Raw genomic sequence first — 13,866 nt, forward strand, 5'->3', positions numbered from 1 at the left:
GCGTCCCTCATCGACCGAATCTGTACGCTGCCGTACCAAGCTCGGGCGGCCTCAACGCGTACACTATCGTCCATGAGGAAACGGATTTTGTATGCTTGACATTCTTGAACGCATCGACCCGCACAGCGACAGCACCGACCTGCTGATCGAGCTGGTCGACTGCCTGCGGCCGCGCCGGCGTCATCGCGGCCACGCGAGCGCAGCGGTGCGCACGCTGACGCAGCTGCTGAGGGGGAACCCGGCGCAGGCCTGGGCGCTGCGCAGCTATATCGTCACCCTGCTGGAAAAACGCCGCCACACCAGCCTGTACAGCGACATCGGCATCCTCTCGAACGACGGCTTCTTCACCGAGCTGAAGCGCCGCATTGCCTGGCGCCTGCTGCCGCCCGCGCTCGACGACCTCTACCTGTCCGATGCGCTCGACCAGGTGCTGTATGCGGAAGAGGATTACTACTGGATCCGCTCGGTGCCGGACGCCGACTGGCTGGCCCTGTTCGACGTCGTGGCCGAGGCGCGGCCGCCGCTGGACGCCGCGCCCGACCGCGCGCGCCTGGTCACGACCATGGGCATGCTCGACGCCATCCGCACCCTGTCCTGCCGCGTCTGCGCGCTGGGCCTGGAGCCGCGCCTGGTGCACAGCTACAGCGAGATCGAGGATTTCGATTCGCCCTTCCTGATGCAGAACATCGAGGTCAACCACTACCTCGACGAATACGGGCGCTTCCTGGAAGGAGCCATTCCCCGCCCCGACGATCCGCGCCACCTGCTCGTGATGCTCGACCAGTGCGACGAGGTCGTCGCCAAGATCCGCCGCAATTCGCTCTCCTTCGGCACCAGCGTGGCGCTGACCTATGTGCTGGTCGCCATTACGCAGAGTATCGAGCGGCTGCGCAAACTGCTGTTCCTGGTCGACGTCAGCGAAGCGAGCGGGGAAAGCGCGACCGCCTTGCTGGCGGCCCCGGAACAGGAAGCCGCGCGGGAAGCCGAAAGGGATGCCGAAAGCGCACCCTGCGCCAGCCGGGAGCTCGTGACCATGCCGCAGCCGGCAGGACCGCGCCCGGTCACGCCCCGGCGTGCGGCGGCGCTGGCACTGGCCCAGGAACTGGTCGAGGGCCACAACACCAAATACCGGGTGCGCGGCCTGTTCCGCGACAATATCCACCTGCTGGCCCGCAACGTCACGGAAAACGCCAGCCGTACCGGCGAGCACTACATCGCCGAGAGCCGGTCCCAGCTGCGCGACATGTTCAAGGCCGCGGCCGGCGCCGGCCTCATCGTCGGCTTCATGGCGACCTTCAAGATCCTGCTGTCGTATTTGCGTGCCGCGCCCCTGGTCGAGGCCTTCCTGTTCAGCATGAACTATTCGCTCGGCTTCATGCTCGTGCACATGCTGCACTGGACCATCGCCACCAAGCAGCCGGCCATGACGGCCCAGCGCATCGCCGCCGGCCTGCACAGCCGGGACGGGCGCAGCATCGATTTCGACAGCATGGCCGAGCTCGTGAACAAGGTATTCAGGACCCAGATCGTCTCGGTGCTGGGCAACGTCGTGGTCGCCTTCCCGACCGCGCTGGTGATCGCGATCGCCTACCAGCAGATGATGGGCCACCACCTGGTGACGCCGGAAAAAGCCATGCACCTGCTACACGACATCGACCCGATTCATACGCCGGCCCTGTTCTATGCGGCGATTGCCGGGGTCTGGCTGTTCGTGGCCGGGCTGATCTCGGGCTACTACGACAACAAGGCGCTCTACACCCGCATGGGCCAGCGCGTGCGCCAGCTGCGCTGGCTCGGCAGCCTGATCGGCATCGAGCGGCGTGACCGCGTGTCGCGCTATGTCGAGAACAATCTCGGCGGCCTGATGGGTAACTTCTACTTCGGTATCCTGCTCGGCACCACCGGCACCGTCGGCTACCTGCTCGGCCTGCCGCTCGATATCCGCCACGTGACCTTCTCCACCGCGAACTTTGCCACCGCCCTGGTCGGCCTCGATTACCGGATGAGCTGGGAGATGGCCGCCAACGCCACGCTCGGCGTGGCGCTGATCGGCGCCGTCAATTTGCTGGTGAGTTTCAGCCTGGCCCTGTGGGTGGCGCTACGCGCCCGCAAGATCCAGTTCAAGCGCAGCGTCATGCTGCTGCGCGCACTCGGCCGGCGCTTCGTGCAGGCGCCGCTCGACTTCTTCATCGGGCCAAGGGACGTCGAAGTGATCGACATTCCGGTCTTCACGAAAGAAAACAAATGAACAAACAACGGATCACACGGTGGTTGGCCTTCCTGCTCCTGGTCGGCGTGATGGCGTCCTGCCGCACCCTGCCCGACGCGGACAAGCTGCCCGATACGCCGCAGAAGGCGAACCCGACGGTGGAGACGGCGAAGGGCACCCTCCAGAAAGCACAGGCATCGCAGCTGCTGCAGCGGCGCTGGGCGAACGCGACGGGCGACCTGAAGCAGCTGGCGGTGCTGGAGGAACAGGCCACGGGCCTGCCGCTGATCGCCGGCAACCGCGTGCAGCTGCTGTTCGACGGCCCGGCCACGATGCGCGAGATGATGGCGGCCGTTCGCGCCGCGACCACATCGGTCAACCTGGAAACCTATATCTTCGACCAGGACCCGATCGGCCTGCAGTTCGCCGAACTGCTGATGGAAAAGCAGCGCCAGGGCGTGACCGTCAACATCATGTACGACAGCGTCGGCACCCTCGGCACGCCGCAGGAATTTTTCGACCGCATGAAAGCGGCCGGCATCCACATGATCGCCTTCAATCCCGTCAATCCGGCCAAGGCCCGGGGCAACTGGTCGATCAACAACCGCGACCACCGCAAGCTGATGGTCGTCGACGGCAGCATCGCGTTCACGGGCGGCATCAACATCAGCAGCGACTACGCCAACAGCTCGCTGTTCCGCTCGCGCAGGAAACCGGCTAACGTCGACAAGAGCAAGGTCGGCTGGCGCGACACCCACGTCAAGATCGAAGGGCCGGCGGTGGCGACGCTGCAATGGGCCTTCGTGAACAACTGGGTGCGCCAGGAAGGCGGCGAACTGGCGGCGCGCGATTACTTCCCGCGCCTGGCGCCCGTCGGCGACAAGTTCGTGCGCGTGCTGGCCACCGATCCGGGCAGCAATTCGGAGATCTACAAATCGCTGATGGTGGCGATCAACGAGGCGAAAAAATCGGTCCACATCACCTCGGCCTATTTCGTGCCCGACCAGCAGGTGGTCGACGCGCTGATCGCTGCCGCGAAGCGCGGGGTCGACGTGAAACTGGTGCTGCCGGGCGTGTCCGACCACGGCCTGGTGATGTATGCCGGCCAGGGCTTCTTCGAACAATTGCTCGCGGGCGGAGTCAAAATATTCCAGCTGCAGGTCGCGGTATTGCACGCCAAGACGGCGGTGATCGACGAGGCCTGGTCGACGATCGGCTCGGCCAACATCGACCGCCGCAGCTTCATCCACAACTACGAACTCAACGTCGTCGTCATCGACCCGGCCTTCGGACGCGACATGGAAAGCGCCTTCAATGAGGACCTGCGCGACTCGAAGGAAATCACCCTCGACAAATGGCGCGACCGGCCCTGGGCGGACCGCATCAAGGAATGGGCGGCGCGCCTGACCGAATACTGGATTTGATGTCCTGGAAGGCCGGCTGCATGCCGGCCTTTTTTTTTATAAACCGGCCGCCAGCATGCCCTCGGACGCCGGCGCCCAGACATTCCCGCTGCGCAGGAATTTCTCGGTAACGATGACGCGGAAGGTATTCGTCAGCATGTCCCAGCCGTAGCGGTCGACTTCGACCCGCTCGTGCTCGACGCGCAGCAGGTTGAAGGAATTGACTTCCCCCCTGCCCCGCGTCGAGGTCGCCGTGCCGGCCTGCACCACCAGGGCCGCATAGGCGTCGATCTGGTAGCGCGACGCGGTGCTGGCCGCATGGCTCACGTGCATGTGGCCGGCCAGCAGCACGTCGACGCCGCACTCCGCGAACACTTCCATCGCCATCGGCGCGCGGTCGACCAGGTCTTCTTCCTCGAAGGTCGTCGGCAGGTCGAAGGGGTGATGGGTGACGACGATGCGCGTGATCTTCGGATCGAGCCCGGCCAATTGCTCGCGGATTTTGGCGACCTGTTCCTTGTTCACGCGGCCGTCCTTGATCGTCAGCGAGCGCGCCGTGTTCACGCCCACCACCGCGATCTCCTCGTCGACATAGATCGGATCGAGGTCGTCGGTGATGTAGCGCTTGTAGCGGTCGAGCGGTTTGACGAAGCGCCGGAACACGTTGTACAGGGAGATGTCGTGGTTGCCCGGCACCACGATCTGCGGCCCCGGCAAGGTATCGAGGAAGGCCCTGGCCTCTTCGAACTGCTCGCTGCGGGCGCGCTGGGTCAGGTCGCCCGAGATCACGACAACGCTCGGTGCGATCGAATGGATCAGGTCGCGCAGCGGCCCCAGCAGGGCCTGGTCGACGCGGCCGAAATGCAGGTCGGACAGGTGGATAATGGTTCGCATCGGTATTCCTCGGTCATGAATAGTCGGATCGTCGTGCGCGCGCGGCCTGGCGCCGGCGCAGCGTCGCCACGCCGGTGACGCAGATCGCCAGCCAGGCGCAGCCTTCGAGCATGGCCGCCAGCACGTCGGTCAGGTAATGGGCGCCCAGGTAGAGGCGCGAGCCGGCTACCAGCAGCACCATGATGCAGGCGGCAAGCACGATCGCGGCGCGCGCCTGCCAGCTGCGGGCGTGGCGCACCAGGTAGCAGGCCAGCACGCCGTAGAGCACGGTCGCCGTCATCGTGTGGCCGCTCGGGAAACTATAGGTCGTCAAGCTCAGGATCGGCGCGTCGAAATGCGGACGCGCGCGCACGAAGGTGTGCTTCAGCGCCACGTTCAGCAGCATCCCGCCCGGCACCGCGCTGACCAGGGTCAGCATCCAGTGGCGCGCACCGCGCCGCGCCAGCCACCAGCCGGCAAGCGCCGTCAGGCCGAGGGCGCCGGGCGTGCTGTGCAGTTGGGTGATCCCGAACAGGAAGCTGCGCAGGAAGCTGCTGTCGTTCGCGTGCTGGTGCAGCCAGTTCGCCAGGCGCAGGTCCAGCAAGGTAATTGGCGCCCCTGTCAAGACCTCCTCCGCGATGCGCGCGAAGCCGGCCATCGCCAGCAGCAGCACCAGCACGCCAAGCGTCAGGTGCAGGCCGAACTGCTCCTGCGGCGAAAAGCGGGCGACTGTAAAACGGTGCAGGCGGGTCGTCAGGGAATCTTTCATCAAGCAGGGCAGCAATGGCAAAAAAACTACAGTTGAAAATTTTTACTGTTGTTATGTACAGTACCTGTGGATTTATACAGTAGTTGTGCTATCCTGTTTTCACTGACCAACATAATTCAAACAAGGGAAACGTCAATGACCACTCTGAACAACTCTTTCGGCCTGGAATACGCTCCTGCACCTTTTCTTATGCGCATCGGACGCCGCGAAATTCTGATCACCCGTGACTTCCGCAAACGCTTCTACCCGATCAACCCGATCATGGAATGCGATACCGGCGTCGAGCCTGGCCACGTCGAAGTGCTGCTGTTCGGCCGCTGGCTCCTGATCCTCTCCAAAGCGCACTGATAGGACCTCGAGAAACCTACTGCGCGTCGGATTGCCGGCCTGCGATGCTCGCTGTACATTCGTACAGCTGCGCTTCTTAGCCAGCACTCCTTCCGCTCGCTACGGTTTCTCAAGGCCCCGTTACGTTCCAGGCCTGCAAAGGCCATTCCAAGCACTAAAAATCGCATAACCATAGCTGAAATCATTCGTTTTCTTCGGATGGGTGGAGCCCTACCCTAGCGGTAACCCAACACCACTCATCCGGAAGAAACGCATGTTCAAGAAAATCGCCCGTTCGCTGGTAGCCGCCGCGCTGCTGGCCCAGTCCGCCGCATTTGCTCCCCTTGCCCTTGCAGCCGATGTTTCGCTGCTGAACGTCTCGTACGACCCGACGCGGGAGCTGTACCAGGATTACGACGCCGCCTTTGCCAGGTACTGGAAAACCAAAACCGGCGACAACGTCACGGTGAAGCAGTCGCATGGCGGCTCGGGCAAGCAGGCCCGCGCGGTAATCGACGGCCTCTCGGCCGACGTTGTCACCTTGGCACTGGCTTACGACATCGATGCTATCAGTGAACGCGGCCTTATCGCGCACAACTGGCAGGATCGCCTGAAGTACCGCAGCGCGCCTTACACCTCGACCATCGTGTTCCTGGTGCGTAAAGGCAATCCGAAAGGCATCAAGGACTGGGGCGACCTCGTGAAACCGGGCGTCTCGGTGATCACGCCGAATCCGAAGACCTCGGGCGGCGCCCGCTGGAACCATCTCGCGGCCTGGGGCTATGCACTGCGCCAGCCGGGCGGCAGCGAGGCCACCGCGCGCGAGTTCATCAACAAGCTGTACAAGAACGTGCCGGTGCTCGATTCGGGCGCACGCGGCGCTACCACCACCTTCGTCGAACGCGGCATCGGCGACGTGCTGCTGGCCTGGGAAAACGAAGCGCTGCTGGCGCTGCGCGAACTCGGTCCCGGCAAGTTCGAGATCGTGGCGCCGTCGGTGAGTATCCTGGCCGAGCCGCCTGTCGCCGTCGTTGACAAGAACGCGGAGAAGCGGGGTACCAGCAAGGTGGCCCAGGCTTACCTCGAATACCTGTACAGCGACGAAGGCCAGGACATCATCGCCAAGAACTACTACCGCCCGGCGGTCGAGAAGTTCTCGCGCAAGTATGCCTCGCAGTTCCCGAGCATCAAGCTGTTCACGCTCGACCAGGTCGCCGGCAACTGGACCACTGCCCAGAAGACCCACTTCGCCGATGGCGGCGTCTTCGACCAGGTTTACCAGCCGGGCAAAAAATAACTTGAAATACAGGGCATGGCCACGACTGTGTTGATTTGATATTCGTGGCCTGCCCGCCCAGGCGCCGTCCAGGCGCCCGATGCGGCAGTCCTTCCCGTACCACCCCAGGAAAGGAAGCCGACATGTCAGCAAAACTCCGCAACATTAACGAACAAGTCATCGTCATCACCGGCGCCAGCAGCGGCATCGGCCTCACCACGGCCCGCATGGCGGCCGAACAGGGCGCCAAGCTGGTGCTGGCCGCACGCAACGGCGAGGCCCTCGACCAGCTGGCCAGCGAACTGCGGCGCCAGGGTTGCCAGGTAGCGACAGTAGCCGCCGACGTCGGCAGTGCGCCCGATGTCGAGCGGATTGCCCAGACCGCGCTCGAGCGCTTCGGCCGTATCGATACCTGGGTCAACAACGCGGGCGTCGGCACCTTCGGCCGGCTGGAAGAGGTGTCGCTGGAAGACCACCAGCGCCTGTTCCAGACCAATTTCTGGGGAGTCGTCAACGGTTCGCTCGAAGCCGTGAAACGCATGAAGCAGCGCGGCGGCGGCGCCCTGATCAATGTCGGCAGCGAAGTGTCGGACGCCCCGGTGCCGCTGCAGGGCATGTATTCGGCCTCGAAGCATGCGGTGAAAGCCTTTACCGACTCGCTGCGCATGGAACTGGAAAAGGAAGAGGCGCCGATTTCCGTCACGCTGATCAAGCCGGCCGCGATCGACACCATGTTCGCCGTGCACGCGAAAAACTACATGGACAAGGAAGCGGTGCTGCCGCCGCCGGTGTATGCGCCCGAGATCGTGGCGAAAGCCATCCTGTACTGCGCCCAGCATCCGAAGCGCGAAGTCTATGTCGGCGGGGCCTCCAGGTTCATCTCCGCCAGCCGTGCGCGCATGCCGCACCTGATGGATCGCTATGTGCGCGCCACCATGTTCAGTCAGCAAAAGTCGAAGCACGACAAGATGCCCGGCCGTCCGGATGCCCTCCACGCGCCGGACCCGACGCATGCGCTGCGCGAGCGCCAGGGGATGACCGAGCGCAGCGTCAAGGAAACGTCGGCCTATACGACGCTGAGCCTGAACAAGACGCCGCTGGTGACAGCCCTGTTGGGTGGCGGGGCGCTGCTTGCGGCCTGGAAGCTGGCCGGACCGGGGGTGGCACGACGCAGGCTGGGACGCGTGTAAGCTGTCTCTGCATTCGGAACGAAAAAGACGCGCCGTGTGCGCGTCTTTTCCCGAATAACGTTGGGTGGGCTCCTGAGCCCACGCGGTGCTGAACGTGCCTGTCGAAAAATGTGCGGCGGAACGGCCGCATGGACTCAGGAGTCGACCCTATGTACTGAGCGCTCCTTGTCGATATGCACGCGTCGTACCGCGTGGGCTCGAGAGCCAACCCTGCTGTCACTTCTCCTTGCCGATCGGCGGCCGGCTGGCCAGGAAGTCCGTATCCTCTTCCGTCAGCGGCAAATCGGGAATCGACTCGATGCGGTCGGTATCGATGTCGGCGCCATCCTTGGCGACCGTGTCGCGGCCGGCCGCGGCGCGCTCGCCGGTGCCGCCCATGTCGCTGTCGCCGGAGAAATCGGCGTCGCCGACGTCAGGTCCCGCGGTGTCGCCGGCATGGCTCGCTTCCAGGTCGGAAGTCGTGCCTTCGTCCAGATGGATCAGCTGGTCGTCGTCGAGGTTGGTCGAAAAGCCGGGGCCGCCGACCACGTCGCTGCCGGTGTCGGAGATATCGCTCGGTCCCAGTGCGTCCGTGCCATGGCCCTTGCCAAGGCTACGGTCTGGACTTTCCGGGAAGTTGTCCGGATCAAGTGTGCTAATGCCAGTCATGATGCCTCCGTGAAGATGGTTGTCGGATAGTTCAGGATAGTGTCAGGCTACAGCCATTCGGCCGGGCACGTCGCAGCGCAGGGAGTGCCGCGCGGGCGCTGCCTAGAAGGCGTGGCGCATGCCGATATTGATGGCGGAATTGCCGTTTCCGCGGGTACTGGCGTTGCCGACCGTATAGCCGGCGCCGTTGCGGTTCTCGATATGCGAATAGGCCGCGTAGAAATCGGTCCGGCGCGATACCGCGTAGCTGGCGCCGAAGGCGGCCTGGATGGCGTCCTGGTTGGCCAGGTCGCGGTCGTCCTTGACGATATACGAGGCAAGCAGGGTCGTGCGCCCGCTGAGGGGCACCGCCAGGCCGAGCAGGACGTCGCGGCTGTCGGTCGAGGCGGTACGCGCGAGCCCGGCGCCGTACGGATTGTCGGGATTGAACAAGGGAGAGCTGGCCCAGCCGCGGCTCAGGCTGTAGGCCGCGTAGGCGGTGCCCCAGCCCAGGCGCAGGTTCGCCGCCAGGATCGAATTGCGCGCCACATTGTCGTTGCTGGTCTTGCTGTTGAGCTGGACGCGCACGGCGTTCAGGCTCTGGTGGGCGGCGCGCACCGTCAGCGGTCCGGCTTCGATACCGACCGTCATGCCCCAGGCACGCCCGGCCGGCGAGGTGTCGACCTTCTCCTTGAAGGCATACGAGGCGCCGGCCGAGATGCCGCGCGCCAGGGCGCCGTAGTACTGGACGCTGTTGTCGACCCGGCGCCCGCCACCGATGAGGTTGCCTGCGCTGCCGGCCATGCCGCCCTTGAACGGATCGGCGACGTCGGTCAGCGCCAGGTATTGCAGGTTGTACTGGCGTCCGATCGTGATCGCGCCGAATTCGCCGGACAGGCCGACGAAGGCCTGGCGTCCGAACGCGCGCTCGTGCTGGTCGGCGCGGCCGGTATCGACCCGCACGCCCGTCTCGAGCGCGAAGATGGCCGAGGTCCCATTGCCGACCGGCTCCCTGCCGTGGATGCCGATATGCGATTCCGATGCCACTCCGCTGCCGACCTGGGTCGCGCACGTGTTGCCGCATCCGCCCTGCCCCACCACACCGGCATCGAGCACGCCATAGGTCGTGATCCCGGTCTGCGCGCAGGCAAGCGCGGCACTTCCTCCCAGTATTGCAAACGTTATGAACGGCTTGAGCATCGGCGTATCCTCTCTACGCCTCTACATTACCCCTCTAAAGCGAGTTCATCTGTCGAATGTCGCACATACGGCTGACCATTCAGGCTCGTCTTTGTGTAGGCCGGCTCCGACAATCTTGTAAAAAAGCTCAGGCAGCGAGCGCCACGGCGTTCTTGCCGCCGCGCTTCGCGGCATACATGGCACCGTCGGCACGGGCCAGCCAGGCGTCGAGGTCCTGCGGGTCGCCGGGCAGGTGCAGGGCCACGCCGATGCTCGCGCCGACGCTCACGCCGGCGCGTTTCAGGACGTACGGGGCGCGCAGCACGGCCAGCAGACTGTCGGCTTTCTCATTCGCATCCTGGGCGTCGCTCAGCCCTTCCAGCACCACCACGAATTCATCGCCGGCCAGGCGCGCGACCATATCGGTCTTGCGCACGGCCTCGAGCAGCCTGGCGCCGAACTGGCGCAGCAGCTCGTCGCCCTCTTCGTGGCCATGGGTGTCGTTGACGCCCTTGAAGCCGTCCATATCGAGGAACAGCAAGGCGCAGGGTTTATGGGAACGCGCGGCGCGGTGCATGGCGTCGGGCAAGGTCTGCATCAGGGCGCGCCGGTTCGGCAGCCCGGTCAAGGCATCGTGCAGCAGCAGGGCCTGCAGCTCGGCGGTGCGGGCCGCGACCGTGCTCTCGAGCTGCTGGTTCATCGTTTCCAGCGCGCTGCGGTGCGCCTCTTCGCTGCGCACCAGTTCGCGCATCGCGCGCGACAGGACCTGCGCTTCTTGGAAACCGTGCACCACCGGGATGTCCTCCGCACGGGCGCCGGCACGGGTCGCATCGACCGCCTGCTCGATCGCGCCGGCCAGCGCATCCATCGGACGCGTCAGGCGCCGCGCCAGCATCGCCGCGCAGCCCGCCAGCACGCCGGCCATCAGCACGCTCAGCCCGATCATGCGCCGCTCCAGTGCGCGCGCATCGGCCAGCGCCGCGTCTTCCGTGTGGCGCACCAGCACCGCCCACCCCAGTGTCGCCGGGTCGCCGGCGGTGCCGGTCCGGCTGTAGCCGGTGAGATAGGCCTTGCCGTCCGGTCCCTCCTCGCGCAGCGAGCCGGTTTCGCCCGCCAGCGCCAGGCGCAGGCTCGGGCTGTCGAATTTCTTCTCGACCATCGCCTCCGGCCCCAGCAGGACGGTGCCGTCCGCGCGCACCACCAGCACCTCGGCGCCGTATTCGCGCAGGGCCGGCGTCAGCAGCTGGCGCGCGCGGTTGCGCACCCATTGCCAGCTCATGTGCACCCCGACCACGCCGCGCACGACGCCATCGTCGCCGGCCAGCGGCGCCGACATGTCGATGAAGCGCCACGGCTCGGCGGCCTTCGGCAGCAGTTTATTCAGCAGCAGCGCCGGATGATAGTCGGTCGCCCGCACGCCTTTGATGCCGGCCTGGAACCAGGGCCGGGCATCGACTTGCGCGCCTTCGAGCATGCGGCCGGTTGCCGCCACCACCTTGCCGTTCGCATCCGCCACGCCGATCCAGGCATAGTCGGCCACGGCGCGCTGCAGGGATTCGAGCACGCCGCGGGTCGCATCCGGATTCCCGAACGAGCGCACCTGCGGCAATTCGGCCAGCAGCCTGACGGTGACGATGGCGTTGCCGGTCACCCGGTTGAGCGAATCGCGCATCTGCCAGGACAGCTGTTGCAGGCGCAATTGCGCTTCCTTGCGCGCTTGATGGTGGGCGAAATGGCTGACCAGGGCGAAGTGCAGCAGGACCGTCAGGGTAACGGCGATGCTGACCGTGAGCATGGCCAGGGTTGCCAGGCGCAGGGGACGGCGCGTTGGGGCGCGGACAGGGCTGCGGGCCGGGTTGTTCATGCGATAGTGTTTATTAATGGCAATCGCGAATGATATCCCTGAGGTGCCATCAGAACAACGCCATTAGTGCCCAGAAGCACATATGTTGTGATATTTCGATAGAAAGTTAAAAGTTGCTGTCATAAAACCAACGGATCTTTTCGTCGTGGCGTAGCGATTTGACATATGGTTCGGTTCTGACGAGCAACCGGATCGCGGACTGAATGAAGGAGCTTGCTTCGACGTACAATCCATGAGTCAACAAAAGCTACCGAAACTCACGCGCAGACCATGGCCCATTACGAACAGAACGCAGAACAGCTAGTTGGCCAATACGAGTCTCTACGCTTCGAGGATGTGCACCCGATGCTGCTCGACTCCTTGCCACCGCCGGGTGCAACGATCCTTGACATCGGCGCCGGCTCGGGCCGGGACGCTGCGTGGTTCGCAGCCAAGGGATACGATGTGGTGGCCGTCGAGCCTTCGGAAGCAATGCGCACGCTCGCCCGCCAGCGCCACCCCTCGCCGCGCATCCACTGGGTGGCCGACAGCCTGCCTGATCTGGCTCAATCAAGGCGGCTCGGTCTCACCTTCGATCTGATCCTGCTGTCGGCGGTGTGGATGCACCTGCCGCCGGCCTCGCGCCAGCGCGCGCTGCGCAAGTTGGCCACCTTGCTATCACCGAACGGCCGTATCGCCATCAGCCTTCGCATCGGCCCGCCCGATCCCGATCGCGCCATGTATGAGGTGACGCTGCCGGAACTATCAGCCCTCGCCCAGCAATTCGGTCTGCGGCTGGTACGCACGCACGAAAGCCCGGACAAACTGGGGCGCGCGGGTATCTCTTGGACGACTGTGGTGTTGGGCCTGCCTGACGATGGCTTGGGTGCACTTCCCCTCCTGCGTCACCTGGTGCTGACGGACGGGAAGGCATCGACGTACAAGATTGCACTGCTGCGCATCCTGGCCAGGATCGCCGATAGCGCGGCAGGGGCGGCGCGCCACGAACCGGAGTTCGTCGTCCTGCCGATGGGACTCGTGGCCCTCTTCTGGCTGCGCATGTACAAGCCGCTCATCGAAGGCGGGTTGCCGCAAATGCCGATGAACAAGGCGGGCAAAGGGCCCGGCTTCGTGACCAACAGCTTTACTGCCTTGCGTCTCGTCCGACCGGTCGATCTTCGTGCGGGGATGGAGTTCAGCGACGACATCGCGCGACATCTTCACGGCAGCCTGTGGGAGATATCCAGGCTGATACGCGAGATGCCGGTCAAGTACCTGCGCTGGCCGGCCAGTGACGAGAACATCTTCCACATCGCGCACTTGCGGCGCACGCCGACACCGTCGACGCTCCGGATCGATGAACCATTCCTGTGGAGCTTTGGCGAATTCCATGTTCCGCTCGGTATCTGGGATGCGCTTAGCCATTACAACGTGTGGGTCGAACCTGTCCTCGTCGAGGAATGGGTTCGGCTAATGGACTCCTACGCCGGGCGACTCGCCCCGGACATCCGGCAAGTCGCGTATTCCCTCCTCGCATGGGCAGATCCCGAGCGCGATACCAGATTCGCGCGCGCTGCAGTCGAACGGCTCCGCACGGGAGGCAAGTCCGTCTACTGTGTGTGGTCGGGGCAGCGGCTACGGGATGACTATGACATCGACCACTGTTTTCCGTTTGCTGCCTGGCCCTGCGGGGACGCCTGGAACCTGATGCCGGCATCGAAACGGATCAATAACGAAAAGTCGAATCGCCTGGTAACGCAGGCGGCCCTGGAACGGGCCAGCGAGAGGATTACCGAATGGTGGGAGCAGGCGTTTCTGTCGACCGGGACGGATGTGCGGGATCGGTTTTTCGTCGAAGCGGAGCAGACCTTGCCAATGCTGCAGGGCTCTGCGTCGTCGCCGGAGCTGATCGATGCGATGAAGGTGCAGCGTATTCGGCTGGCGAAGGATCAGGGCTTGCGAGCTTGGGAGCCGCTGCAGTTTGCCTGAGCCAATACAGCTAGCCAGAGTTATCACGCGCGCCCTTGGCGCGCGGCGCTGCCCGCCTGGCGGGCAGCAAATGGGCGATTCGAGGAGGGCTGGGCGAAGTACGCCCAGCCCTTCGAATCTCACACGGGAAGCGCGCAGACGCTTCCCTCGCTTCCGCCAGGCCATAAAAAAACCGCCCGAG

The 13,866-nt window shown here is 64.6% G+C and carries 11 protein-coding genes; 6 read left to right on the forward strand and 5 right to left on the reverse strand.

All coding sequences use genetic code 11. The features are described 5' to 3' along the window. Positions 1 to 91: 91 nt before the first annotated feature. Positions 92 to 2,248, forward strand: coding sequence for a site-specific recombinase (locus LPB04_RS21405; protein ID WP_193686461.1), 2,157 nt, complete (start codon positions 92 to 94; stop codon positions 2,246 to 2,248). Continuing rightward, positions 2,245 to 3,633, forward strand: coding sequence for a cardiolipin synthase (gene cls / locus LPB04_RS21410; protein ID WP_193686462.1), 1,389 nt, complete (start codon positions 2,245 to 2,247; stop codon positions 3,631 to 3,633). Before LPB04_RS21405 ends, cls begins: the two co-directional genes overlap by 4 nt. 36 nt (positions 3,634 to 3,669) lie before the next feature. Here the strand turns inward: cls and LPB04_RS21415 are convergent, their stop codons facing one another. Together LPB04_RS21415 and LPB04_RS21420 are read right to left on the reverse strand one after the other, a co-directional pair. Continuing rightward, entirely contained in the window at positions 3,670 to 4,506 is an 837-nt protein-coding gene (locus tag LPB04_RS21415) for a metallophosphoesterase family protein (RefSeq protein ID WP_193686463.1), read from the reverse strand. A gap of 13 nt (positions 4,507 to 4,519) precedes the next feature. Continuing rightward, positions 4,520 to 5,254 carry a phosphatase PAP2 family protein gene (locus tag LPB04_RS21420; RefSeq protein WP_193686464.1) on the reverse strand — a complete coding sequence of 245 codons (735 nt, stop codon included), beginning with the start codon at positions 5,252 to 5,254 and terminating at the stop codon, positions 4,520 to 4,522. A 135-nt stretch (positions 5,255 to 5,389) separates the two neighbouring features. Between LPB04_RS21420 and LPB04_RS21425 the strand changes: the two genes are divergently transcribed. The 3 genes from LPB04_RS21425 (at position 5,390) to LPB04_RS21435 (ending at position 8,047) form a co-directional block, all read left to right on the forward strand. Then, positions 5,390 to 5,602 (forward strand): hypothetical protein, encoded by a 213-nt coding sequence (locus LPB04_RS21425; RefSeq protein ID WP_193686465.1) that lies wholly within the window; start codon positions 5,390 to 5,392, stop codon positions 5,600 to 5,602. 253 nt (positions 5,603 to 5,855) lie between these two features. Further along, positions 5,856 to 6,878, forward strand: coding sequence for a sulfate ABC transporter substrate-binding protein (locus LPB04_RS21430; protein WP_193686466.1), 1,023 nt, complete (start codon positions 5,856 to 5,858; stop codon positions 6,876 to 6,878). 122 nt (positions 6,879 to 7,000) lie between these two features. Next, positions 7,001 to 8,047 carry an SDR family oxidoreductase gene (locus LPB04_RS21435; protein WP_193686467.1) on the forward strand — a complete coding sequence of 349 codons (1,047 nt, stop codon included), beginning with the start codon at positions 7,001 to 7,003 and terminating at the stop codon, positions 8,045 to 8,047. A 216-nt stretch (positions 8,048 to 8,263) separates the two neighbouring features. On the opposite strand, the gene LPB04_RS21440 is transcribed toward LPB04_RS21435, so the two are convergent. The 3 genes from LPB04_RS21440 to LPB04_RS21450 form a co-directional block, all read right to left on the reverse strand. Continuing rightward, the gene (locus LPB04_RS21440; RefSeq protein WP_193686468.1) at positions 8,264 to 8,695 is read right to left on the reverse strand and encodes a hypothetical protein; all 432 of its coding nucleotides are present in this window, start codon (positions 8,693 to 8,695) and stop codon (positions 8,264 to 8,266) included. Between the two features lie 102 nt (positions 8,696 to 8,797). Next, positions 8,798 to 9,874, reverse strand: coding sequence for a porin (locus LPB04_RS21445; RefSeq protein WP_193686469.1), 1,077 nt, complete (start codon positions 9,872 to 9,874; stop codon positions 8,798 to 8,800). A gap of 127 nt (positions 9,875 to 10,001) precedes the next feature. After that, on the reverse strand, positions 10,002 to 11,717 hold the full coding sequence (locus LPB04_RS21450) for a sensor domain-containing diguanylate cyclase (protein ID WP_193686470.1): 1,716 nt from the start codon (positions 11,715 to 11,717) through the stop codon (positions 10,002 to 10,004). 270 nt (positions 11,718 to 11,987) lie between these two features. Here LPB04_RS21450 and LPB04_RS21455 point away from each other — a divergent pair, with 270 nt between their 5' ends. Further along, positions 11,988 to 13,685 (forward strand): class I SAM-dependent methyltransferase, encoded by a 1,698-nt coding sequence (locus LPB04_RS21455; protein WP_193686471.1) that lies wholly within the window; start codon positions 11,988 to 11,990, stop codon positions 13,683 to 13,685. Positions 13,686 to 13,866 lie beyond the last annotated feature (181 nt).

The organism is Massilia litorea, assembly GCF_015101885.1.
GTDB lineage: Bacteria > Pseudomonadota > Gammaproteobacteria > Burkholderiales > Burkholderiaceae_D > Telluria > Telluria litorea.

What these genes read in the sequence shown, in the direction of transcription:
- LPB04_RS21415 (WP_193686463.1), bottom strand. Translation starts at nt 4,506, where the DNA reads ATGCGAACCATTATCCACCTGTCCGACCTGCATTTCGGCCGCGTCGAC.
- LPB04_RS21425 (WP_193686465.1), top strand. Translation starts at nt 5,390, where the DNA reads ATGACCACTCTGAACAACTCTTTCGGCCTGGAATACGCTCCTGCACCT.
- LPB04_RS21455 (WP_193686471.1), top strand. Translation starts at nt 11,988, where the DNA reads ATGGCCCATTACGAACAGAACGCAGAACAGCTAGTTGGCCAATACGAG.
- LPB04_RS21420 (WP_193686464.1), bottom strand. Translation starts at nt 5,254, where the DNA reads ATGAAAGATTCCCTGACGACCCGCCTGCACCGTTTTACAGTCGCCCGC.
- LPB04_RS21430 (WP_193686466.1), top strand. Translation starts at nt 5,856, where the DNA reads ATGTTCAAGAAAATCGCCCGTTCGCTGGTAGCCGCCGCGCTGCTGGCC.
- LPB04_RS21435 (WP_193686467.1), top strand. Translation starts at nt 7,001, where the DNA reads ATGTCAGCAAAACTCCGCAACATTAACGAACAAGTCATCGTCATCACC.
- LPB04_RS21440 (WP_193686468.1), bottom strand. Translation starts at nt 8,695, where the DNA reads ATGACTGGCATTAGCACACTTGATCCGGACAACTTCCCGGAAAGTCCA.
- LPB04_RS21445 (WP_193686469.1), bottom strand. Translation starts at nt 9,874, where the DNA reads ATGCTCAAGCCGTTCATAACGTTTGCAATACTGGGAGGAAGTGCCGCG.
- cls (WP_193686462.1), top strand. Translation starts at nt 2,245, where the DNA reads ATGAACAAACAACGGATCACACGGTGGTTGGCCTTCCTGCTCCTGGTC.
- LPB04_RS21450 (WP_193686470.1), bottom strand. Translation starts at nt 11,717, where the DNA reads ATGAACAACCCGGCCCGCAGCCCTGTCCGCGCCCCAACGCGCCGTCCC.
- LPB04_RS21405 (WP_193686461.1), top strand. Translation starts at nt 92, where the DNA reads ATGCTTGACATTCTTGAACGCATCGACCCGCACAGCGACAGCACCGAC.